The following is a 19,349-nucleotide window of genomic DNA, read 5'->3' on the forward strand; positions in this document are numbered from 1 at the left end:
TCAATATCAAAAGCAAGATCAAAGATCGCAGCCTTCGGCAGCTCCTACATTTAAACGGTGTTGTTTAGATCTGTCGGCGGTTACTTCCCGAAGCCTACAACAGCTTGCGTCGTTGCCTACGGGTACGCCAGAATCCGCCGGCTTGTGCGCCTGGAGGGCCATCGGTAACTTGATTCGTGTCACTGATTTCCAGTGATCGGGTTTAGTAGCCCGTGGTTACGCGATGCGCATTGGCACCATTCAGTCGGGTTTACACCTGTGCTTGATGGTAGCTGTTCGCAGGGCACCTTCGGGTGCGCCGGTCGCGTCTCCCCGGTCTACTAACCTGCGTTCAGCTGCCACCCCTTCGTTTAGTAGCGATCCGGTGTCGGCTCCATTTACCGGAGACGAAACATGATCAAATCAACGCCACACCCGCCGGTCACTGACCCGGCCTCCCCCTACGTATCTCCCAACTCAAAAAAATTCCACGACGCCGCCGAGCGCGCACTCGACCACTACCTCAACCCGGCCGCCGCGATCATGGCCAGCACCCACGAACCCGAGGCCATGTACTTCGCCAACCCGAAGTACAACACCGAATCCCTGCTGGCCAACGCCAGCGAAACCCTGGGTTCCGCCACCGAAATGCTCAACAACTTCGCCGCCATGCTCGACACCTCGCACCGCAAGACTGCGCTGGGGATTGCGCAGGTCGTCATGCTTGGTGAATTGGCGGTGAATCAGGCACTGGATCACATGGAGTTGAAGGAGTAGTCACCCACAAAAAAACCCGCCTCTCGGCGGGTTTCTTGAATCAGCAAGTTAACGCTCAGGCTTAGTTAATCCTGAATTTCACCTCAGCATTCACACTTTCCAATAACAGTGACTGAGTCATGACGAAATAAATTCATCCTTTTCACGCTTCCTGTTTAATTACCTTTTCCACCCATTTTGACCAGCCCACACAATACGCTTATTTCTTTTTAAAGGGCCATTGATCGCAAAAACATCTCTACACCTGTCAACTCTGACAGGTGACGAATTACATGCCGCCTCATAACCTCTGGATCGAAACATCAGAAAAACGGATGGAAAAACAAGCCATTCACTGTTCGTCAAAAAATACAGGAGAAATACCATGGGCCAGATCAACCCAAATGGAACTTATAGGGGTCGCGTATACGATGCCGGCGAGAGTCATGAGGCCACACTTAAAATAACTTCTTCAGATCCACAGACGGGCAACATAAGCCAAGGCAGCATGGAGTATTACGGGCTTGGTTTTAACGTTAATGGAAGTTTCACGTATGAGAATTTAACGGATGAATCTGCTGTATCCTTTAATCTTCGAGCAGAAGCAGGGAGCTCTGAACACAACGTGCTCAGCATCAGTTTGAGATCGCCTGACAGAAACTATTCCAACTTAGACGGAACCGTTCGTGTTGATCGCGGCGGCCCGAATGTAGGTAAAACTTACAACGTCACCTTCACAAAAAGCTGAGATCTTCTATCAAACGCAAAAAACCCGTCTAACGACGGGTTTTTATTACCGCTGAAACAGTGATCAATCAGTTAACCTTGGCGTTCAACTCACCCTTCAAATAACGCTGGTACATCGATTCCAGCGAGATCGGTTTGATCTTCGAAGCATTACCGGCAGTGCCGAACGCTTCATAACGAGCGATACACACACCGCGCATCGCCGTCACGGTGGCGCCGAAGAATTTACGCGGGTCGAATTTGCTCGGGTTGGTGGCCATCAGGCGACGCATCGCACCGGTGGAGGCCAGACGCAGGTCGGTGTCGATGTTGACCTTGCGCACGCCGTACTTGATGCCTTCGACGATTTCTTCAACCGGTACGCCGTAGGTTTCTTTGATGCCGCCGCCGTACTGGTTGATGATCGCCAGCCACTTCCGGTTTCATGGGCGAGTAAACGTGCATCAGCAAGGGCAGCAGTTCGCAGTGAAGCGTGGATAAAATGTTTCGTATACGCTACCTTCAACAACAAATGTTACGGTAGCGACACATGGACCACTCTCTGTTGATTAACCGGCTCGGCCTCCAATTACGCGAAAAACGTATAAATCGTGGCCTGACGCAAGCGCAGCTTGCCGATCTGGCGGGACTGACACGATACAAAATCATCGCGATTGAGAAAGGCACCCTTTCTGTCGGCATGATCGCTTACGCGCGCGTTTTGGCCGCTCTGGACTGCGAACTCGCAGTGGTTCCAGCAACGATGCCAACCCTTGAAGAGCTTGGGGATTTATTCGAATGAAAATGGCCTCTCTTCAAGTCAGTACCCCTGAAGGTAATAGCGGCAGGCTTTTCAGCGATGCCAAAGATTTCACGTTCCGTTATCACGAAGATGCGTCGCCACAAATGGCGATCAGCCTCTCGATGCCTGTACGGCATGACGAGTTTCGTCGGCGTGAACTGCACCCTGTTTTTCAAATGAACCTGCCAGAAGGCTATGTGCTGGAGCAGTTACGCAATCGCTTGGCCAAGACTGTAAACGTCGATCCAATGCTGCTACTGGCGCTTTCCGGCAGCACATCGCCCATTGGCAGGGTTCACGTACGTTCTGAAACAGTTGACGCCTTGCTTGAGGAGCAAGAATTTCCGGGAGAAAAACTCGAAGAGATTCTCACCTGGGACGGCACGGAAGATATCTTCGCCGACATGCTTGATCGCTACATCCTGCGGGCAGGCATTTCAGGTGTTCAACCCAAGTTGCTGGTGCCGGAACGGCAGGAGGCCGGGTTGGCGCGAGTGACATCGAAAACTTCGGATCTGATCATCAAAAGTGGCAGAGACGAATTCCCGGGCCTGGCGATCAATGAATTCCTCTGCATGTCCATGGCGAAAGACGCGGGTATTCCCGTTCCACCGTTTTACCTTTCCGACAACGCCAAGCTGTTCGTCATGCGCCGCTTCGACCGCGATGAGCAGCTCAACCCGATTGGTTTTGAAGACATGGCAGTGCTGATGGGGCTATCGGCTAACCAGAAGTACAGCAAGAGTTATGCGGCAATCGCCAAGGCTGTTCGAGTGTTTTGCCCGGCGAAACACTTGCGTACGTCGCTTGATCAACTCTTCGATAGCGTTGCCCTGAGTTGCATCGTTGGGAATGGCGACGCTCATTTGAAAAACTTCGGGCTGCTCTATTCGGAACCTACCCAACGCGATGCGCATTTAGCGCCGGCTTACGACATCGTCAACACCACGGCCTATATTCCGGAAGATGTCCTGGCTTTGGATCTAGTGGGCAACAAGTCCATGTTCGCTTCTCGCCAGGGACTACTGGAATTTGCGCACACCTGTGAGATCGAGCACCCCAAGGAACGCATACAGCGACTGCTCGCTTCGGTTGAAGCTGTACTTGACCGCTATCCTCAATACCGGGAACAAGCGCCTCATGTCGTCAGCGCCATTGAGCAAGCGGCAGCGCCCTTTTCTCTGACTTTTGGATAGCTTCAGTATCGCAAAAAACTATCGCCCACAAAAAACCCGCCTCTCGGCGGGTTTCTTGAATCAGCAAGTTAACGCTCAGGCTTAGTTAACCTTGGCGTTCAACTCACCCTTCAAATAACGCTGGTACATCGCTTCCAGCGAGATCGGCTTGATCTTCGAAGCATTACCGGCAGTGCCGAACGCTTCATAACGAGCGATACACACATCGCGCATCGCAGTCACGGTGGCGCCGAAGAATTTACGCGGGTCGAATTCGCTCGGGTTGGTGGCCATCAGGCGACGCATCGCACCGGTGGAGGCCAGACGCAGGTCGGTGTCGATGTTGACCTTGCGTACGCCGTACTTGATGCCTTCGACGATTTCTTCAACCGGTACGCCGTAGGTTTCTTTGATGTCGCCGCCGTACTGGTTGATGATCGCCAGCCACTCTTGTGGCACCGAGGACGAACCGTGCATCACCAGGTGGGTGTTCGGGATGCGTTTGTGGATTTCCTTGATGCGGTCGATAGCCAGCACGTCACCGGTAGGTGGCTTGGTGAACTTGTAGGCGCCGTGGCTGGTGCCGATGGCGATGGCCAGGGCATCCACCTGAGTGCGTTTAACGAAGTCAGCGGCTTCTTCCGGGTCGGTCAGCATTTGGCTGTGATCCAGAACGCCTTCGGCGCCGATGCCGTCTTCTTCACCGGCCATGCCGGTTTCCAGCGAACCCAGGCAGCCCAGCTCGCCTTCTACCGATACGCCGCAGGCGTGAGCCATGGCCACGGTCTGCTGGGTGACGCGGACGTTGTAGTCGTAGTCGGTCGGGGTCTTGCCGTCTTCGCCCAGCGAGCCGTCCATCATCACCGAGCTGAAGCCCAGTTGGATCGAGCGCTGGCAGACGTCAGGGCTGGTGCCGTGGTCCTGGTGCATGCACACCGGGATGTGCGGGAACTCTTCGATCGCGGCCAGGATCAGGTGACGCAGGAATGGCGCGCCAGCGTATTTACGGGCGCCGGCCGAAGCCTGAACGATCACCGGGGAGTCAGTCTTGTCAGCGGCTTCCATGATGGCGCGCATCTGCTCAAGGTTGTTGACGTTGAAGGCTGGAACGCCGTAGCCGAACTCGGCTGCGTGGTCCAACATCTGGCGCATGCTGATAAGTGCCATTGTGTGTGTCTCTCCCGGTTTGGGTCGTTAATCGTGCCAGCCTGCCGGAGCGGCGGCGGCTATTCAAGTGATTGCAGATCGGGGGTCTAAGCCCGGCCTGGTGATTCGATAAAGCAAAATCCTGAGAGCTACACAGAACCCCTGTGGGAGCGAGCCTGCTCGCGAAAGCAATCTTGCAGTCGCAGATACAGTGCCTGTCAGAGCGCTTTCGCGAGCAGGCTCGCTCCCACATTAGAACTGTGGTGTGTCAATTACGGCGCTTTACAGCCGCGGCCGATCAGGTCATTGGTAGCGACCCAGTACACCAGGCCTTCGTTACCCTTGATGTGAAACGCCAGCATGCCGTCGCTGTACAGCGTGCCCGAGGCGCCCGGCTCTTCTTTCAGGCGATAGACCTGATCACCGCCACCCAGTCGAACATCAACGTCCTTCTGGCCGGCATCGGCGTAACGCCACAGCACTTTGGCCTGGCTGTCGCAGGTCCAGGTGGTCCAGTTATCCGCCGGGGCGGATGTCTGAAACAGGTTCAACTGCGCGCAACCGCCCAACAATGCCAACGCCGCAATGGCGATCAAGCCTTTCATCCGTGTTCCTCGACTGACGGCGCACGCCGCCAGCCATGAGTTAAGAGTCAGACCCGTCAAGGACAACCATGTTCCTTGGCCGGGGTTTGCGCTTCGTATTTGTCCAGACCGTCCGGCCCCGAGCGCTTGTTCAGCACCGGGTTGGTTTCGGCCTGCCAGTCGGCCTGATAACAGCCCTTCTGCGACTCGCTGGGTGCAGGTGTCGCTTCGGCCTTCGGGTTACTCCCGCAGGCCGCCAGCGTACCGGTCAGCAACAACAATGCTAACGACTTGACCATGTGACCACTCCTTTGCCTGGCCAAACGGGCGGCCTCAGGCCTTGGCCCGGCTTTCCAGGACTTCTACGGCAGGCAGCACTTTGCCTTCAACGAATTCGAGGAACGCGCCGCCACCGGTGGAAATGTAGGAGATTTGCTCGGCCACGCCATATTTATCGATGGCGGCCAGAGTGTCGCCACCGCCCGCAATCGAGAACGCAGCGCTGTCAGCGATGGCTTGGGCCAGCACTTTGGTGCCGTTGCCGAACTGGTCGAATTCAAACACGCCGACCGGACCGTTCCACAGAATGGTTTTCGACGACTTCAGCAGTTCGGCGAAGTTGGCAGCGGTTTGCGGGCCGATGTCCAGAATCATGTCATCAGCGGCGACGTCAGCGATCAGCTTGACGGTGGCTTCAGCGCTTTCAGCGAATTCCTTGGCGCACACAACATCAACCGGCAGCGGTACGCTGACCTTGGCGGCGATGGCGCGGGCGGTGTCGAGCAGATCCGGCTCGTACAGCGACTTGCCGACCGGGTGACCGGCTGCGGCGAGGAAGGTGTTGGCGATGCCGCCGCCGACGATCAGTTGATCGCAGATCTGGCTCAGGCTGTTCAGCACGTCGAGTTTGGTCGACACCTTGGAGCCAGCAACGATGGCAGCCATTGGCTTGGCCGGAGCACCCAGGGCTTTGCCCAGTGCATCCAGCTCGGCAGCCAGCAGCGGGCCAGCGGCGGCGACTTTGGCGAACTTGGCCACGCCGTGGGTCGAACCCTCGGCGCGGTGCGCGGTGCCGAAAGCGTCCATCACGAACACGTCGCACAGTGCGGCGTATTGCTGGGCCAGTTCGTCAGCGTTCTTTTTCTCGCCCTTGTTGAAGCGCACGTTTTCGAACAGCACGATGTCGCCGGCCTTGACGTCAACGCCGCCCAGGTAATCAGCCACCAGCGGCACTTCGCGGCCCAGGGCCTTGCTCAGATAGTCGGCGACTGGCTTGAGGCTGTTCTCGGCAGAGAACTCGCCTTCGGTCGGACGGCCAAGGTGCGAGCAGACCATCACCGCCGCTCCTTTTTCCAGGGCCAGCTTGATGGTCGGCAGCGAAGCCAGGATACGCGCGTCGCTGGTGACAACACCGTCCTTGACTGGGACGTTGAGGTCTTCGCGGATCAATACGCGCTTACCTTGCAGATCGAGGTCGGACATCTTCAACACGGTCATGGGTCGCACTTCCTACGGTTTTTTTGAAGTTGCTGTTTGCAGATAGTGGTCTGCAACGTCCAGCATTCGGTTGGCAAAACCCCATTCGTTGTCGAACCAGGCCAGGATATTCACCAGCTTTGGGCCGGAAACACGGGTCTGACTGGCATCGACGATGGCCGAATGTGGGTCATGATTGAAATCACAGCTTGCATGGGGAAGCTCGGTGTAGGCCAACAAACCTTTGAGCGGGCCACTGGTGGCGGCTTCGCGCAGGATTCGGTTGACCTCGTTGGCGTCGGTCGCCGTGGCGGTCTGCATCGTGATGTCGAGGCAGGACACGTTGACCGTCGGCACGCGTACGGCTTTGGCCTGAATTCGCCCGGCAAGTTCCGGCAGCAGGCGCTCGATACCGCGCGCCAGACCAGTGGACACCGGGATCACCGACTGGAACGCCGAACGGGTGCGGCGCAGGTCTTCGTGGTGATAGGCGTCGATCACCGGCTGATCGTTCATCGCCGAGTGAATCGTGGTGATCGACACGTAATCCAGGCCAATGGCCTTGTCCAGCAAACGCAACAGCGGCACGCCGCAATTAGTGGTGCAGGAGGCGTTGGACACCAGCAGCTCATCACCGGTCAGGCAATCCTGATTGACGCCGTAAACGATGGTGGCGTCGACATCCGCCTCGCTGGCCATCGGCTGCGAGAACAGCACACGCGGCGCGCCGGCGTCGAGGAAACGCTGGCCGTCTGCACGGGTGTGGTAAGCGCCGGAGCATTCCAGCACCAGATCGACGCCAAGCGACACCCAATCGATGCCTTCGGGGGTGGCACTGCGCAGGACCTTCACGCAGTCGCCATTAATATGCAGACAATCGCCCTCGACCCGCACTTCGCCAGGAAAGCGACCGTGGGTGGAGTCGAAGCGTGTCAGGTATTCGATGCTGGCCATGTCGGCCAGATCATTGATCGCGACAATTTCAAACCCGGCTTTTTCGCCTCGCTCAAACAACGCACGCAAGACGCAACGACCAATCCGGCCGTAGCCGTTGAGTGCAACTTTGAAGGGACGCGGTTGAGGCATGGGGTTCTCGATTACCGTGGTGAATCAGGCAGTGCGATGTTGCCCGAACCAACGCTTTCGCGAGCAGGCTCGCTCCCACAGGGAAACGCGTTCCAATGTGGGAGCGAGCCTGCTCGCGAAGGCGCCAGCTCAGACGACATCTCTCTGGATCAGTCTTCCAGCAGCTCTTCAGCCTGACCCAGGATGTTTTCCAGGGTGAAACCGAACTCTTCGAACAACGCTGGCGCAGGCGCCGACTCACCGTAAGTGGTCATGCCGATCACGCGACCTTCCAGACCCACGTACTTGAACCAGAAGTCAGCGTGAGCCGCTTCGATCGCGATACGCGCGCCAACCTGCAACGGCAGAACCGCTTGCTTGTAGCCAGCATCCTGAGCATCGAACACGCTGGTGCAAGGCATGGAAACCACGCGCACCTTGCGGCCTTGCTCGGTCAGTTTGTCGTAGGCCTGAACAGCCAGACCCACTTCCGAACCGGTCGAGATCAGGATCAGCTCAGGCTCGCCTGCGCAGTCCTTCAACACGTAGCCACCGCGGCTGATGTCGGCGATCTGGCCGGCATCGCGTTCCTGGTGTTGCAGGTTCTGACGCGAGAAAATCAGCGCCGACGGGCCGTCCTTGCGCTCCAGAGCGTTTTTCCAGGCCACTGCCGATTCCACGGCATCGGCTGGACGCCAGGTGTCGAGGTTCGGCGTGGTGCGCAGGCTGGTCAGTTGCTCGATCGGCTGGTGCGTCGGGCCGTCTTCGCCCAGACCGATGGAGTCGTGGGTGTAGACGTGGATTACGCGCTTCTTCATCAATGCCGACATGCGCACTGCGTTGCGAGCGTATTCCATGAACATCAGGAAGGTTGCGCCGTAAGGCACCAGACCGCCGTGCAGGGTCACGCCGTTCATGATTGCGGTCATGCCGAATTCGCGCACGCCGTAGTACATGTAGTTGCCGCTGGCATCTTCAGCGCTGACGCCTTTGCAACCTTTCCACAGAGTCAGGTTGGAACCGGCCAGGTCGGCAGAACCGCCGAGCAGTTCCGGCAGCAGCGGGCCGAAGGCGTTCAGGGTGTTCTGACTGGCTTTACGGCTGGCGATGGTTTCGCCTTTGGCTGCCACTTCAGCGATGTAGGCCGAGGCTTTTTCCGAGAAGTCGGACGGCAGTTCGCCGCTCAGACGACGGATCAGTTCGTTGGCTTCGGTCGGGAACGCGGCGGAGTAAGCAGCAAAACGCTGATCCCACTCGGCTTCAACAGCGCGGCCAGCTTCTTTGGCATCCCATTCGGCATAGATGTCGGCCGGGATTTCGAACGGGCCGTGGTTCCAGTTCAGCGCCTGACGGGTCAGAGCGATTTCCGCGTCACCCAGTGGGGCGCCGTGGCAGTCTTCTTTGCCCTGCTTGTTCGGCGAACCGAAACCGATGGTGGTCTTGCAGCAGATCAGGGTCGGCTGTGCGCTCTTGCGAGCGGTTTCGATGGCGGTCTTGATCTCTTCCGGATCATGGCCGTCGACGTTGCGGATCACCTGCCAGTTGTAGGCTTCGAAACGCTTCGGGGTGTCATCGGTGAACCAGCCTTCGACTTCGCCGTCGATGGAGATACCGTTGTCATCGTAGAAAGCGATCAGCTTGCCCAGACCCAAAGTACCGGCCAGGGAAGCGACTTCGTGGGAAATGCCTTCCATCATGCAGCCATCACCCAGGAACACGTAGGTATGGTGGTCAACGATGTTGTGGCTCGGACGGTTGAACTGCGCCGCCAGGACTTTTTCTGCCAGGGCGAAGCCCACGGCGTTGGCCAGACCCTGCCCCAGCGGGCCGGTGGTGGTCTCGACGCCCGGGGTGTAGCCGAATTCCGGGTGGCCAGGGGTGCGGCTGTGCAGTTGACGGAACTGCTTGAGGTCTTCGATCGACAGGTCGTAACCGGTCAGGTGCAGCAGCGAGTAGATCAACATCGAGCCATGGCCGTTGGACAGCACGAAGCGGTCACGGTCGGCGAATGATGGATTGCTCGGGTTGTGCTTGAGGTAGTCGCGCCAAAGCACTTCGGCGATATCTGCCATACCCATAGGGGCACCGGGATGGCCGCTGTTGGCTTTTTGCACGGCATCCATGCTGAGGGCACGAATGGCGTTGGCACGCTCACGACGGCTAGGCATCGCTGATCTCCTGGGTGTGAATAAACTGGAACGGAAAAAAGGAGGGCATTTTCCCTCACCGGAGCGCCTCGGGGCAATGACAGATAGTCATGCAGAGGCGTTTTTCCAATGGATAGCGGCGGTTTCTGTTGGTGAAACCTTTCCGCTGCTCGTTTGTAGAGTTAACCATCTCGTGAGAAGTGCCATCTATCGAGCAATATCAAAACTTTTTGATATTGCTCTTGCAGGGTTTTAACCCCGTCTCTAGACTGCTGCCCCATGAACTTACGCGCGCCTTCCATGAGTCATGACGATTGCGACGAGCTGGCGGCCCTGTGCAAGGCCGGCGGCGATCCGTTGCGGCTGAATGTATTGCGCGCGCTGGCCAACGATTCGTTTGGTGTACTGGAACTGGCACAGATTTTCGGCATGGGTCAGTCCGGCATGAGTCACCACCTCAAGGTCTTGGCCCAAGCCGAGCTGGTGGCAACTCGCCGTGAAGGCAATGCGATTTTCTATCGTCGCGCCCTGCCCCATACCGAACTGCTGGGCGGCAAGTTGCACGCAGCGTTGTTAGAAGAAGTCGACAATCTGGCGCTGCCGGATGCCGTGCAGGCGCGCATCGCCGAGGTTCACGGGCAACGTGCTGCGGCCAGCCAGGACTTTTTCGCCCGGGTCGCGGAGAAATTCCGCGCCCAGCAAGACTTGATTGCCGGTCTGCCGCAATACCGCGAAAGCGTGCTCGCCCTGCTCGACAAACTGAACTTCAATGATGCTGCCACGGCCATTGAAGTCGGCCCCGGCGATGGTGCTTTTCTGCCGGAACTGGCTCGCCGCTTCGGCACCGTAACCGCGCTGGACAACAGCCCGGCGATGCTCGAACTGGCCCGTCAGGTATGTGAACGTGAACGGCTGGCTAACGTCAGCCTGCAATTGGCCGATGCATTGAACGGCAGCAGCCTTCAGGCCGATTGCGTGGTACTGAATATGGTCTTGCACCATTTCGCCGCGCCGGCCGAAGCACTCAAGCACATGGCCGACCTGCTGCAACCGGGCGGTAGCCTGCTCGTGACAGAGTTATGTAGCCACAACCAGAGTTGGGCCAGGGAGGCCTGCGGTGATCTGTGGTTGGGGTTTGAACAGGACGATTTGGCCCGTTGGGCCACCGCTGCGGGACTCGTTCCCGGGGAAAGCCTCTATGTAGGCTTACGTAATGGTTTCCAGATCCAGGTTCGCCACTTTCAGCGACCGGCTGGCGACACTCACCATCGGTAAATTCAGGAAAACATCGAGATGAGCGAATACTCCCTCTTCACCTCCGAGTCCGTGTCTGAAGGACATCCGGACAAAATCGCCGACCAGATTTCCGATGCGGTGCTGGACGCCATTATTGCCCAGGACAAACACGCACGCGTTGCGGTGGAAACCCTGGTCAAGACTGGCGTGGCCATCGTTGCCGGTGAAGTGACCACCAGCGCCTGGGTTGACCTGGAGCAGATCGTTCGTGACGTGATCTGCGACATCGGCTACACCAGCTCCGAAGTCGGCTTCGACGGCGCTACCTGCGGCGTGATGAACATCATCGGCAAGCAGTCCCCGGACATCAACCAGGGTGTTGACCGTGCCAAGCCTGAAGATCAGGGCGCCGGCGACCAGGGCCTGATGTTCGGCTACGCCAGCAACGAAACCGACGTTTTGATGCCAGCCCCGATCACGTTCTCGCACCAGTTGGTGCAACGCCAGGCCGAAGCCCGTAAATCGGGTCTGCTGCCTTGGCTGCGTCCGGACGCCAAGTCGCAAGTGACTTGCCGTTACGAAGGCGGCAAGGTTGTCGGTATCGACGCCGTTGTTCTGTCGACCCAGCACAACCCTGAAGTATCGTACAAAGACCTGCGCGAAGGCGTGATGGAGCTGATCGTCAAGCACGTGCTGCCTGCCGAACTGCTGAGCAAAGACACCCAGTTCCACATCAACCCGACCGGCCAGTTCATCATTGGCGGCCCGGTAGGTGACTGCGGTCTGACCGGTCGCAAGATCATCGTCGACAGCTACGGCGGCATGGCCCGTCACGGCGGCGGCGCATTCTCCGGCAAGGATCCATCGAAGGTTGACCGTTCGGCTGCCTACGCTGGCCGTTACGTTGCCAAGAACATCGTTGCTGCCGGCCTGGCCGAGCGTTGCGAGATCCAGGTTTCCTACGCGATCGGTGTGGCCCAGCCTACCTCGATTTCGCTGAACACCTTCGGCACCGGCAAGATCAGCGATGACAAGATCGTCAAACTGGTGCGTGAAGTGTTCGACCTGCGTCCATACGCGATCACCACCATGCTCGACCTGCTGCACCCGATGTACCAGGAAACTGCAGCTTACGGCCACTTCGGCCGTGCTTCGCAGACCAAGACGGTTGGCGAAGACACCTTCACCACCTTCACTTGGGAAAAAACCGACCGCGCCGACGCTTTGCGTACTGCTGCCGGCCTGTAATTCCCTGCTGCATGAGAAGCCCCGCACGGTTTGCGCCGTGCGGGGCTTTTTTATGGATTGAAGATCAAAAGATCGCAGCCTGCGGCAGCTCCTACATTGATCTCTGCAGGAGCTGCCGCAGGCTGCGATCTTTTGACTTTAACGCTCCGCAACACCCCGCAAAACACCCGCCCGACCTCGCTCGAAATCCTGACTAGCCTTCAGGGTTCCCCATGAGCAAGGACGCTCACGATGCGCTTTTCTTTTCTGGTTCTACTCGGTTTCATCAGCCTGACTGCCCACGCCTCCCAATGTCCAGGCTGGTCTGCCGCCCAGGCCCAACGCGAAATCACCGCTCTGCAAAAACAACTCGACCAATGGGACGACGCCTACCACCGCGAAGGCCGCTCATTGATTGCCGACGAACTTTACGACCAGTCGCGCGTTCGGCTCAGCGAGTGGCGAGGGTGTTTCAAGTCGCCAGCGACGATCGAGCCCTTGCGCACGGTCTCCGGCGCTGTCGCCCATCCAATCGCCCACACCGGCCTGGATAAACTTCACAAAGCCGAGGCCGTGCAAGCCTGGCTGCGTGATCGCAAAGGGGTATGGGTACAACCCAAGGTCGATGGCGTTGCCGTGACGCTGATTTATCGCGATGGACTTTTGCAGCAAGTGATCAGTCGCGGCGACGGCGTCAGCGGCCAGGACTGGACAGCCTCGGCGCGCAGTATCGCCGCCATCCCGCAACGACTGAAGCAACCGCTGGATCTGCTGGTGCAAGGCGAACTCTATTGGCGCTTGAACGAACATGTTCAGGCTAAATCCGGCAGCGTCAACGCCCGCGCCACGGTGGCCGGCCTGATGAGACGCAAATCCCTGAGCGCAGAACAAGCCGCCGGGATCGGGCTGTTCGTTTGGGACTGGCCGCAAGGGCCAGAAGACTTGCCTCAAAGGTTATCGAGATTGGCAGCGCTGGGGTTCGCCGCAACAGCACCCTACAGCCATCCCGTCCCGCAATTCGTCGAGGCACAAAAATGGCGCGAGCATTGGTACCGCTCGCCCCTGCCATTCGCCACTGACGGTGTGGTTTTGCGCCAGAGCCAGCGCCCACCCGCCGAGCGCTGGCAGGCGCGTTCGCCTCACTGGGCCATCGCCTGGAAATATCCGTTTGCCCAAGCCTTGGCCGAAGTGCGCAAAGTGAACTTCAAGATCGGTCGCACCGGGCGCATCACGCCAGTGCTGGAACTGACGCCCGTCATGCTCGATGACCGGGAGATCAAACGGGTCAGCGCCGGCTCACTCAAGCGCTGGCAGGAGCTGGACATCCGCCCCGGCGATCAAGTGGCAATCAGTCTCGCCGGCCTGACGATTCCGCGACTCGACAGCGTTGTATGGCATAGCACTGAACGTGCGCAACTCAAAATCCCCAGCGTCAGCGACTTTCACGCCTTGAGCTGCTGGCAACCCACACCCGGCTGCGAAAGCCAGTTTCTCGCCCGCCTGACCTGGCTCAGTGGCAAGCAAGGACTCGCTATGCCGCATGTCGGTCGCGGCACTTGGGAGAAACTTCTCGAAACAGGCCGCCTGAACAACCTGCTGGATTGGTTGACCCTCGACGAGCCAGAGCTTGCTAACATTGCCGGCTTCGGCGAACGCAGCAGCGCGCGCCTGATGCACAGTATTCACAGCGCTCGCCAACGGCCGTTCGCCCAATGGCTCAAGGCCTTGGGTTTACCGCCGACCGGTCAGGCGCAACTCCCTGACTCGTGGCAGGTGCTGGCACAACGTGACACCGAACAATGGCAGGCAGAAGCCGGCATCGGCCCCGGTCGCGCGGCGCAATTGAGCGCATTTTTCCGCGACCCGCAGGTGCTAGCCTTGAGCGAAACTTTACACGCCGCCGGAATCGACGGTTTCTGAACATGCAATCCCGGCCCGCCGGGAACCCGACGACCACCGAGGCGCTCCAACAGCGCAGTGCCCAACCGACCCGATTGTCTTTGCACATGGAGCTTTTATGAAATTTCTCGCACCGCTCGCCCTGCTCACCCTCTGCGCCGCCATGGCCGCTCCCGTGATGGCCGAAGAAGATGGTCCGGGCCTGACCGGTTGCGCTGCCAAGAAGCAGGGCATCATCAACCAGATCGAACAGGCCAAGTCGCGCGGTAATGCCGATCAGCAGGCGGGCCTGGAAACCGCTCTGCGTGAGGTCACCGAACATTGCACCGACGCAGGCCTGAAAAAGGAACGCGAGAACAAGGTGCTGGAAGCCAAGCACGAAGTCAGCCAGCGCCAGGCTGACCTCGACAAAGCCATGAAGAAAGGCGACCCGGAAAAGATCGACAAGCGCAAAAACAAGCTCGCCGAGTCGCGCAAAGAGTTGCAGGACGCACTGGATCAGATCGATAAGTAAAAAAATCAAAAGATCGCAGGCTGCGATCTTCTAAATCTCAATGATCGCGAAACTCTTTATGACAAGCGCTGCAGGCATCTTCAACTTTCTGCACCGCAGGCCCGAGATTACTGGCCTTGTACGGCTGAACCTTGCTGGCGATCACCAATTCACCGGTGGCCGCTTCAAGGTTGCGGGCCATTTCCTGAAAGCGCGCCTGCTTTTGCCAGACATCATCCTTGGCACTGGTGTGATCTTCTTCGCGAACCTGCGGGAAATGCTGCCACGGCTCATGGGACAGCGCATCGAGTTTCACCGCGCCCTCAGCAAATTTCGGCCCGTCGAAGGGAATGCGTCCACGCAACATGCCACCCAGGTCTTCACCGGTCTTGAGCATCTGTTTGAAGATCGCCTTGCGTTGCCCCAGCGGAGAATTCGGATCGACACCGCCACAGGCGGACAAGGTCAGGCAGGCCAGCAATACAACAGAAAAAATTTTAAGAGTCATGGTGGCTTCAGGTCACGGAAATCGGCGGCCAGTATCCCCGCGTCACCGATAAACACCAATAGCCCTATTAAAAATACGGGTTGCTTGAGCGCATGGAGCACTGAGGCAACCTGCACAGGAATCACTCCATGAACAGTTTCAAGGCCTGGCGTCACCCACTGATCGCGACCCTGCCCCTGCTGGCAATTCTCGCCGGCTGCACCGGTGGCGACAGCGCCAAGCCGAAAACCCATGCGCTGGCCACTTATTCCAGCGCAACCTGGGAGGCACTGCCGGCGGTGTCCGATAGCGATCTGGTCGCCGGTTTCGGTTCGTGGCGCAGCGCCTGTAATCGACTCAAGGCCGATCCGGTCTGGGGCACTACCTGCGCGGCGGCAGCCAATGTGCCGCAGAGCGCCAACGAGATTCGCGCCTTTCTGAAACAGAATCTTGATGTCTTCGGCCTGCGCGCCGAGAACGACAACCCCAACGGCCTGATCACCGGCTACTACGAACCGGTCTATCCCGGCAGCCTGACACCAACCGAAACGGCAAACGTACCGGTTTACGGCGTACCCGAGGACATGATCATTGTTTCGCTGGACAGCATTTATCCGGAGCTTAAAGGCAAGCGCCTGCGCGGGCGCCTCGAAGGCCGGGTGCTCAAGCCGTACGACGACGCGGCAACCATTGAATCAAAAGGCGTGAAAGCGCCGGTGGTGGCCTACCTCACTGATCCGATGAACCTGCAATTCCTGCAAATCCAGGGCTCCGGGCGGATCCAGACCCAAGACGGGAAACAGCTACGCATCGCCTACGCCGACCAAAACGGCCACCCGTACCGGCCCATCGGCCGCTGGCTGGTCGAGCAAGGCGAGCTGAAAAAAGAAGACGTGACCATGGGCACGATCAGCAACTGGGCCAAGGCCAACCCGTCGCGCATCCCGGAACTGCTGGGCAGCAACCCGAGCTACGTGTTCTTCACCCGTAACCCCGACAGCAACGAAGGCCCGCGCGGATCGCTGAACGTGCCACTCACGGCGGGTTACAGCGCAGCAGTGGATCGCAAGGTTATTCCGTTGGGCAGCCTGTTGTGGCTATCGACCACTCGCCCGGATGGCACAGCACTGGTGCGACCAGTGGCGGCGCAGGATACCGGCGGCGCGATTGCCGGCGAGGTGCGTGCGGATCTGTTCTGGGGCACCGGTGATGCAGCCGGGCAATTGGCCGGGGACATGAAACAGCAGGGGCAGATCTGGATGCTCTGGCCAAAAGGCGCACCACTGCCACAAGTACCGCAGGTGGCGGATACACCCAAGGACAAATCCTGAGAGGTCTGCTGCCTGATCAATCGCCTTCGCGGGCAAGCCCGCTCCCACAGGGTTCTTTGGTGTACACAGCATTTGTGCTCACCGTTGATACCTGCGGGAGCGGGCTTGCCCGTGAAGAGGCCGGCAGCAGCAACCTAGAATCAGACAGACACAAAGAAGAACGAAGCAATCAACCCCATCCCCACAAACCACACCAGCGAACGCAGAACCGCCCAATCCGCCAGATAGCAAATGATGTACAGCAGGCGACTGGTGATAAACAGCACCGCCAGCACGTTCACCGTCACCAGCTCGGCAGTCCCCACCAGATGTGCGACGATCACCGCCGCGGCAAACGCCGGCATCACTTCGAAACTGTTCAGTTGCGCGGCATGCGCCCGTCGCGCCACGCCATCAACGCTGTCGAGAAAATCCCGGGGATCGTGATTGTCCCTCAGCCTGAAACCGCCCGAGGCCTTGGCCACAATCGTGCAAACATACGGCAAGAAGATCGCGATCAATACACACCACAGAGCCACCGTCATAACGCCGTCCTTTTTTTCGAGTTATAGAATTCGCGGGCGGTCAGAACTTCATCACCAGCATGCCGATCAGCACCAACCCACAGGCTAAGAGCCGTGGCCGGCCAAAAGGTTCTTTCAGGTAGCGCATGCCGAACAGCACCACCAGAATCACACTGATCTCGCGCAACGCCGCCGCTTCCGCAATCGAGCCCAATTGCATCGCCCATAGCACCAGAGCGTAGCTGAACAACACGCAGAATCCGACCGCCAGCCCCAGCTTCCATTGTTCACGCCAGAACTGCATGAACGCCGGGCGTTTGGCGACCCACGCCAGCAGCGGAAACGGCCAGGCGCTGAGCAGCGTGACCCAGACCAGATAATCCAGCGGATGCGACCAGCGCCGTAGCGCCTGTCCATCGATGTAGGTGTAGCTACCGATACACAGGCCAATCAGCGCCACCACCGGCAGCATTGACCATGGCAAATGTTTCCCGCCACCGCCCTGCCACAGCAGACATACCATGCCGAATGGAATCAGCATGATCCCGAAGATCTGCTGCGTGGTCAGCACTTCACCGGCAAAGATCAGGGTCAGCGCCAGCACCACCAGCGGCGACAAACCACGCATCAACGGATAGACCAGCCCGAGGTCGCCGACCCGATAGGCCTGAATCAGCAGATAGCGATAGAGCAACTCGAAGGCTGCCGATGCAAGAATCCACGGCCAGATCTGCGCAGGCGGCAAACTCACGAAGGGCAGCGCAATGGCGACAACCAGCAGCGCCACGGTATCCATGCACGCCACCACCAGCAGCCGTTCGGCGCTGAATTTGATCAGGGTATTCCACGCCGCATGCAACAGCGCCGCCACCAATACCAGAGCTGTCGCCAGCACGTTTCACTCCTTGATTTTTATTGTTGACCCTACACCAATGTGTGCGGCTGACCAACCGAGGGGACACAGTTGTGTCCCCGCCCCGAATCAGCCCATCCAACCTTTGCACCGAGGAATCGGTGCGCTGTCTTTCCACTCCTCATCCAAAGGACCCCGGATGCTTGAACTCGTAGCCGCTTTCATCTGCCTCACCACCCTCCTCACCTTCGTCAATTTCCGCTTCATCGGCCTGCCACCCACCATCGGCGTGATGGTCACCGCTCTGCTGTTCTCCCTGCTGCTGCAAGGCCTGAGCCTGCTCGGCTACCCCGGCCTCGAAGAGCGCGTGCAGCAACTGATCGGCCAGATCGACTTCGGCGATCTGCTGATGAACTGGATGCTCTCGTTCCTGCTGTTTGCCGGCGCCTTGCACGTCAACCTGAACGACCTGCGCAACTACCGCTGGCCCATCGGCCTGCTGGCAACCTTCGGTGTTCTGATCGCTACTGCGGTGATCGGCAGCCTCGCCTATTACATTTTTGCCCTGTTCGGCTGGCACGTGAGCTTCCTCTACTGCCTGTTGTTCGGCGCGCTGATTTCCCCGACCGACCCGATCGCGGTACTCGGCGTGTTGCGTACCGCCAATGCGTCGAAACCGCTGAAAACCACCATCGTAGGCGAGTCGCTGTTCAATGACGGCACCGCGGTTGTGGTGTTCACCGTGCTGCTGGGCATCGCCCAACTCGGCGAAACCCCGACCGTCGGCGCCACGGCCATGCTGTTCGCTCACGAAGCCATCGGCGGTGTGCTGTTCGGTGGGCTGATCGGTTATCTGGTCTACCTGATGATCAAGAGCATCGAGCAGCACCAGATCGAAGTGATGCTCACCCTGGCACTGGTGATCGGCGGTTCGGCGATGGCTTCCGAGCTGCACGTCTCCGCGCCGATTGCGATGGTGGTTGCCGGTCTGATCATCGGCAATCTGGGCCGCAACCTGGCGATGAATGACATGACGCGCAAATACCTCGACGGTTTCTGGGAACTGCTCGATGACATGCTCAACGCGTTGCTGTTTGCGTTGATCGGCATGGAACTGTTGCTGCTGCCGTTCAACTGGTTGCATGTGGCAGCGGCAAGTTTGCTGGCGGTGGCGATTCTGTTGTCACGTCTGCTGACCGTGGCCCCCGCGATCCTGCTGCTGCGGCGCTGGCGCACTGTGCCGAGCGGCACCATCCGAATCCTGACCTGGGGCGGTTTGCGCGGTGGTGTTTCGGTGGCACTGGCGCTGGCCCTGCCGCTTGGCGCGGAGCGTGATTTGCTGCTGAGCATCACCTACATTGTGGTGCTGTCGTCGATCCTGTTGCAGGGTCTGACCATCGGCAAACTGGTCAAACACGCGACTCGCAACGAGCCGGGTGACGTGACGCAACCCGCACACTGACG

The 19,349-nt window shown here is 58.7% G+C and carries 20 protein-coding genes and 1 pseudogene; 11 read left to right on the forward strand and 10 right to left on the reverse strand.

The annotated features are described in order from the left end of the window. Nucleotides 1-393: 393 nt before the first annotated feature. Together PSH79_RS25790 and PSH79_RS25795 are read left to right on the forward strand one after the other, a co-directional pair. The gene (locus PSH79_RS25790) at nucleotides 394-756 is read left to right on the forward strand and encodes a DUF6124 family protein (protein ID WP_305440243.1); all 363 of its coding nucleotides are present in this window, start codon (nucleotides 394-396) and stop codon (nucleotides 754-756) included. A 364-nt stretch (nucleotides 757-1,120) separates the two neighbouring features. Beyond that, the gene (locus PSH79_RS25795; protein ID WP_305440244.1) at nucleotides 1,121-1,483 is read left to right on the forward strand and encodes a hypothetical protein; all 363 of its coding nucleotides are present in this window, start codon (nucleotides 1,121-1,123) and stop codon (nucleotides 1,481-1,483) included. A 67-nt stretch (nucleotides 1,484-1,550) separates the two neighbouring features. Here the strand turns inward: PSH79_RS25795 and PSH79_RS25800 are convergent. Beyond that, nucleotides 1,551-1,895, reverse strand: a pseudogene (locus tag PSH79_RS25800) (class II fructose-bisphosphate aldolase); the annotation flags it as partial. Between the two features lie 116 nt (nucleotides 1,896-2,011). Here PSH79_RS25800 and PSH79_RS25805 point away from each other — a divergent pair. Together PSH79_RS25805 and PSH79_RS25810 are read left to right on the forward strand one after the other, a co-directional pair. Next, nucleotides 2,012-2,263, forward strand: a complete 252-nt coding sequence (locus PSH79_RS25805; protein WP_305440245.1) for a helix-turn-helix domain-containing protein — start codon at nucleotides 2,012-2,014, stop codon at nucleotides 2,261-2,263. Further along, nucleotides 2,260-3,459: a type II toxin-antitoxin system HipA family toxin gene (locus PSH79_RS25810; RefSeq protein WP_305440246.1), complete on the forward strand. Its 1,200-nt coding sequence runs from the start codon at nucleotides 2,260-2,262 to the stop codon at nucleotides 3,457-3,459. Before PSH79_RS25805 ends, PSH79_RS25810 begins: the two co-directional genes overlap by 4 nt. Before the next feature lie 81 nt (nucleotides 3,460-3,540). Here PSH79_RS25810 and fba read toward each other — a convergent pair whose 3' ends face one another. The 6 genes from fba to tkt all read right to left on the reverse strand — a co-directional run bounded on the left by fba (nucleotide 3,541) and on the right by tkt (nucleotide 9,877). After that, nucleotides 3,541-4,605, reverse strand: a complete 1,065-nt coding sequence (gene fba / locus PSH79_RS25815; protein ID WP_007913760.1) for a class II fructose-bisphosphate aldolase — start codon at nucleotides 4,603-4,605, stop codon at nucleotides 3,541-3,543. A 251-nt stretch (nucleotides 4,606-4,856) separates the two neighbouring features. Then, nucleotides 4,857-5,189 carry an MliC family protein gene (locus PSH79_RS25820; protein ID WP_305440248.1) on the reverse strand — a complete coding sequence of 111 codons (333 nt, stop codon included), beginning with the start codon at nucleotides 5,187-5,189 and terminating at the stop codon, nucleotides 4,857-4,859. A 56-nt stretch (nucleotides 5,190-5,245) separates the two neighbouring features. Next, complete coding sequence (locus PSH79_RS25825; RefSeq protein WP_187679698.1) at nucleotides 5,246-5,467, reverse strand: hypothetical protein; 222 nt, start codon at nucleotides 5,465-5,467, stop codon at nucleotides 5,246-5,248. Nucleotides 5,468-5,501: 34 nt separating this feature from the next. Further along, nucleotides 5,502-6,665: a phosphoglycerate kinase gene (locus tag PSH79_RS25830; protein WP_305440250.1), complete on the reverse strand. Its 1,164-nt coding sequence runs from the start codon at nucleotides 6,663-6,665 to the stop codon at nucleotides 5,502-5,504. A 12-nt stretch (nucleotides 6,666-6,677) separates the two neighbouring features. Then, nucleotides 6,678-7,730 carry an erythrose-4-phosphate dehydrogenase gene (epd, locus tag PSH79_RS25835; RefSeq protein WP_305440252.1) on the reverse strand — a complete coding sequence of 351 codons (1,053 nt, stop codon included), beginning with the start codon at nucleotides 7,728-7,730 and terminating at the stop codon, nucleotides 6,678-6,680. Between the two features lie 149 nt (nucleotides 7,731-7,879). Beyond that, a complete protein-coding gene (gene tkt / locus PSH79_RS25840; protein WP_305440254.1) occupies nucleotides 7,880-9,877 on the reverse strand; it encodes a transketolase in 1,998 nt (665 codons plus the stop codon). Nucleotides 9,878-9,893: 16 nt separating this feature from the next. Here tkt and PSH79_RS25845 point away from each other — a divergent pair, with 16 nt between their 5' ends. From PSH79_RS25845 to PSH79_RS25865, 5 genes are all read left to right on the forward strand, one after another. After that, nucleotides 9,894-10,112, forward strand: a complete 219-nt coding sequence (locus PSH79_RS25845) for a hypothetical protein (RefSeq protein ID WP_305440256.1) — start codon at nucleotides 9,894-9,896, stop codon at nucleotides 10,110-10,112. A 23-nt stretch (nucleotides 10,113-10,135) separates the two neighbouring features. Continuing rightward, nucleotides 10,136-11,131, forward strand: coding sequence for a metalloregulator ArsR/SmtB family transcription factor (locus tag PSH79_RS25850; RefSeq protein WP_305440257.1), 996 nt, complete (start codon nucleotides 10,136-10,138; stop codon nucleotides 11,129-11,131). 18 nt (nucleotides 11,132-11,149) lie between these two features. Further along, the gene (metK, locus tag PSH79_RS25855; RefSeq protein ID WP_187679704.1) at nucleotides 11,150-12,340 is read left to right on the forward strand and encodes a methionine adenosyltransferase; all 1,191 of its coding nucleotides are present in this window, start codon (nucleotides 11,150-11,152) and stop codon (nucleotides 12,338-12,340) included. A gap of 231 nt (nucleotides 12,341-12,571) precedes the next feature. Then, nucleotides 12,572-14,239, forward strand: a complete 1,668-nt coding sequence (gene ligB / locus PSH79_RS25860; RefSeq protein WP_305440259.1) for an NAD-dependent DNA ligase LigB — start codon at nucleotides 12,572-12,574, stop codon at nucleotides 14,237-14,239. 97 nt (nucleotides 14,240-14,336) lie between these two features. Then, on the forward strand, nucleotides 14,337-14,732 hold the full coding sequence (locus PSH79_RS25865; protein WP_305440261.1) for a DUF1090 domain-containing protein: 396 nt from the start codon (nucleotides 14,337-14,339) through the stop codon (nucleotides 14,730-14,732). 37 nt (nucleotides 14,733-14,769) lie between these two features. On the opposite strand, the gene PSH79_RS25870 is transcribed toward PSH79_RS25865, so the two are convergent. Then, entirely contained in the window at nucleotides 14,770-15,219 is a 450-nt protein-coding gene (locus tag PSH79_RS25870) for a cytochrome c (RefSeq protein WP_305440262.1), read from the reverse strand. Between the two features lie 128 nt (nucleotides 15,220-15,347). Here PSH79_RS25870 and PSH79_RS25875 point away from each other — a divergent pair, with 128 nt between their 5' ends. After that, a complete protein-coding gene (locus tag PSH79_RS25875; protein WP_305440263.1) occupies nucleotides 15,348-16,529 on the forward strand; it encodes a murein transglycosylase A in 1,182 nt (393 codons plus the stop codon). 140 nt (nucleotides 16,530-16,669) lie between these two features. Here PSH79_RS25875 and PSH79_RS25880 read toward each other — a convergent pair whose 3' ends face one another. Both PSH79_RS25880 and PSH79_RS25885 read right to left on the reverse strand, forming a co-directional pair. Continuing rightward, nucleotides 16,670-17,053 carry an MAPEG family protein gene (locus tag PSH79_RS25880; protein ID WP_305440264.1) on the reverse strand — a complete coding sequence of 128 codons (384 nt, stop codon included), beginning with the start codon at nucleotides 17,051-17,053 and terminating at the stop codon, nucleotides 16,670-16,672. 40 nt (nucleotides 17,054-17,093) lie between these two features. Beyond that, a complete protein-coding gene (locus PSH79_RS25885) occupies nucleotides 17,094-17,927 on the reverse strand; it encodes an EamA family transporter (RefSeq protein ID WP_305440266.1) in 834 nt (277 codons plus the stop codon). 157 nt (nucleotides 17,928-18,084) lie between these two features. Here PSH79_RS25885 and PSH79_RS25890 point away from each other — a divergent pair, with 157 nt between their 5' ends. Beyond that, entirely contained in the window at nucleotides 18,085-19,347 is a 1,263-nt protein-coding gene (locus PSH79_RS25890) for a sodium:proton antiporter (protein ID WP_305440268.1), read from the forward strand. Nucleotides 19,348-19,349: the final 2 nt, after the last annotated feature.

The organism is Pseudomonas sp. FP2196, from assembly GCF_030687715.1.
Classification (GTDB): domain Bacteria; phylum Pseudomonadota; class Gammaproteobacteria; order Pseudomonadales; family Pseudomonadaceae; genus Aquipseudomonas.

Coding starts and splice junctions, on each gene's coding strand:
- PSH79_RS25790 (WP_305440243.1), top strand. CDS start 394: ATGATCAAATCAACGCCACACCCGCCGGTCACTGACCCGGCCTCCCCC.
- PSH79_RS25795 (WP_305440244.1), top strand. CDS start 1,121: ATGGGCCAGATCAACCCAAATGGAACTTATAGGGGTCGCGTATACGAT.
- PSH79_RS25805 (WP_305440245.1), top strand. CDS start 2,012: ATGGACCACTCTCTGTTGATTAACCGGCTCGGCCTCCAATTACGCGAA.
- PSH79_RS25810 (WP_305440246.1), top strand. CDS start 2,260: ATGAAAATGGCCTCTCTTCAAGTCAGTACCCCTGAAGGTAATAGCGGC.
- fba (WP_007913760.1), bottom strand. CDS start 4,605: ATGGCACTTATCAGCATGCGCCAGATGTTGGACCACGCAGCCGAGTTC.
- PSH79_RS25820 (WP_305440248.1), bottom strand. CDS start 5,189: ATGAAAGGCTTGATCGCCATTGCGGCGTTGGCATTGTTGGGCGGTTGC.
- PSH79_RS25825 (WP_187679698.1), bottom strand. CDS start 5,467: ATGGTCAAGTCGTTAGCATTGTTGTTGCTGACCGGTACGCTGGCGGCC.
- PSH79_RS25830 (WP_305440250.1), bottom strand. CDS start 6,665: ATGACCGTGTTGAAGATGTCCGACCTCGATCTGCAAGGTAAGCGCGTA.
- epd (WP_305440252.1), bottom strand. CDS start 7,730: ATGCCTCAACCGCGTCCCTTCAAAGTTGCACTCAACGGCTACGGCCGG.
- tkt (WP_305440254.1), bottom strand. CDS start 9,877: ATGCCTAGCCGTCGTGAGCGTGCCAACGCCATTCGTGCCCTCAGCATG.
- PSH79_RS25850 (WP_305440257.1), top strand. CDS start 10,136: ATGAACTTACGCGCGCCTTCCATGAGTCATGACGATTGCGACGAGCTG.
- metK (WP_187679704.1), top strand. CDS start 11,150: ATGAGCGAATACTCCCTCTTCACCTCCGAGTCCGTGTCTGAAGGACAT.
- ligB (WP_305440259.1), top strand. CDS start 12,572: ATGCGCTTTTCTTTTCTGGTTCTACTCGGTTTCATCAGCCTGACTGCC.
- PSH79_RS25865 (WP_305440261.1), top strand. CDS start 14,337: ATGAAATTTCTCGCACCGCTCGCCCTGCTCACCCTCTGCGCCGCCATG.
- PSH79_RS25870 (WP_305440262.1), bottom strand. CDS start 15,219: ATGACTCTTAAAATTTTTTCTGTTGTATTGCTGGCCTGCCTGACCTTG.
- PSH79_RS25875 (WP_305440263.1), top strand. CDS start 15,348: ATGAACAGTTTCAAGGCCTGGCGTCACCCACTGATCGCGACCCTGCCC.
- PSH79_RS25880 (WP_305440264.1), bottom strand. CDS start 17,053: ATGACGGTGGCTCTGTGGTGTGTATTGATCGCGATCTTCTTGCCGTAT.
- PSH79_RS25890 (WP_305440268.1), top strand. CDS start 18,085: ATGCTTGAACTCGTAGCCGCTTTCATCTGCCTCACCACCCTCCTCACC.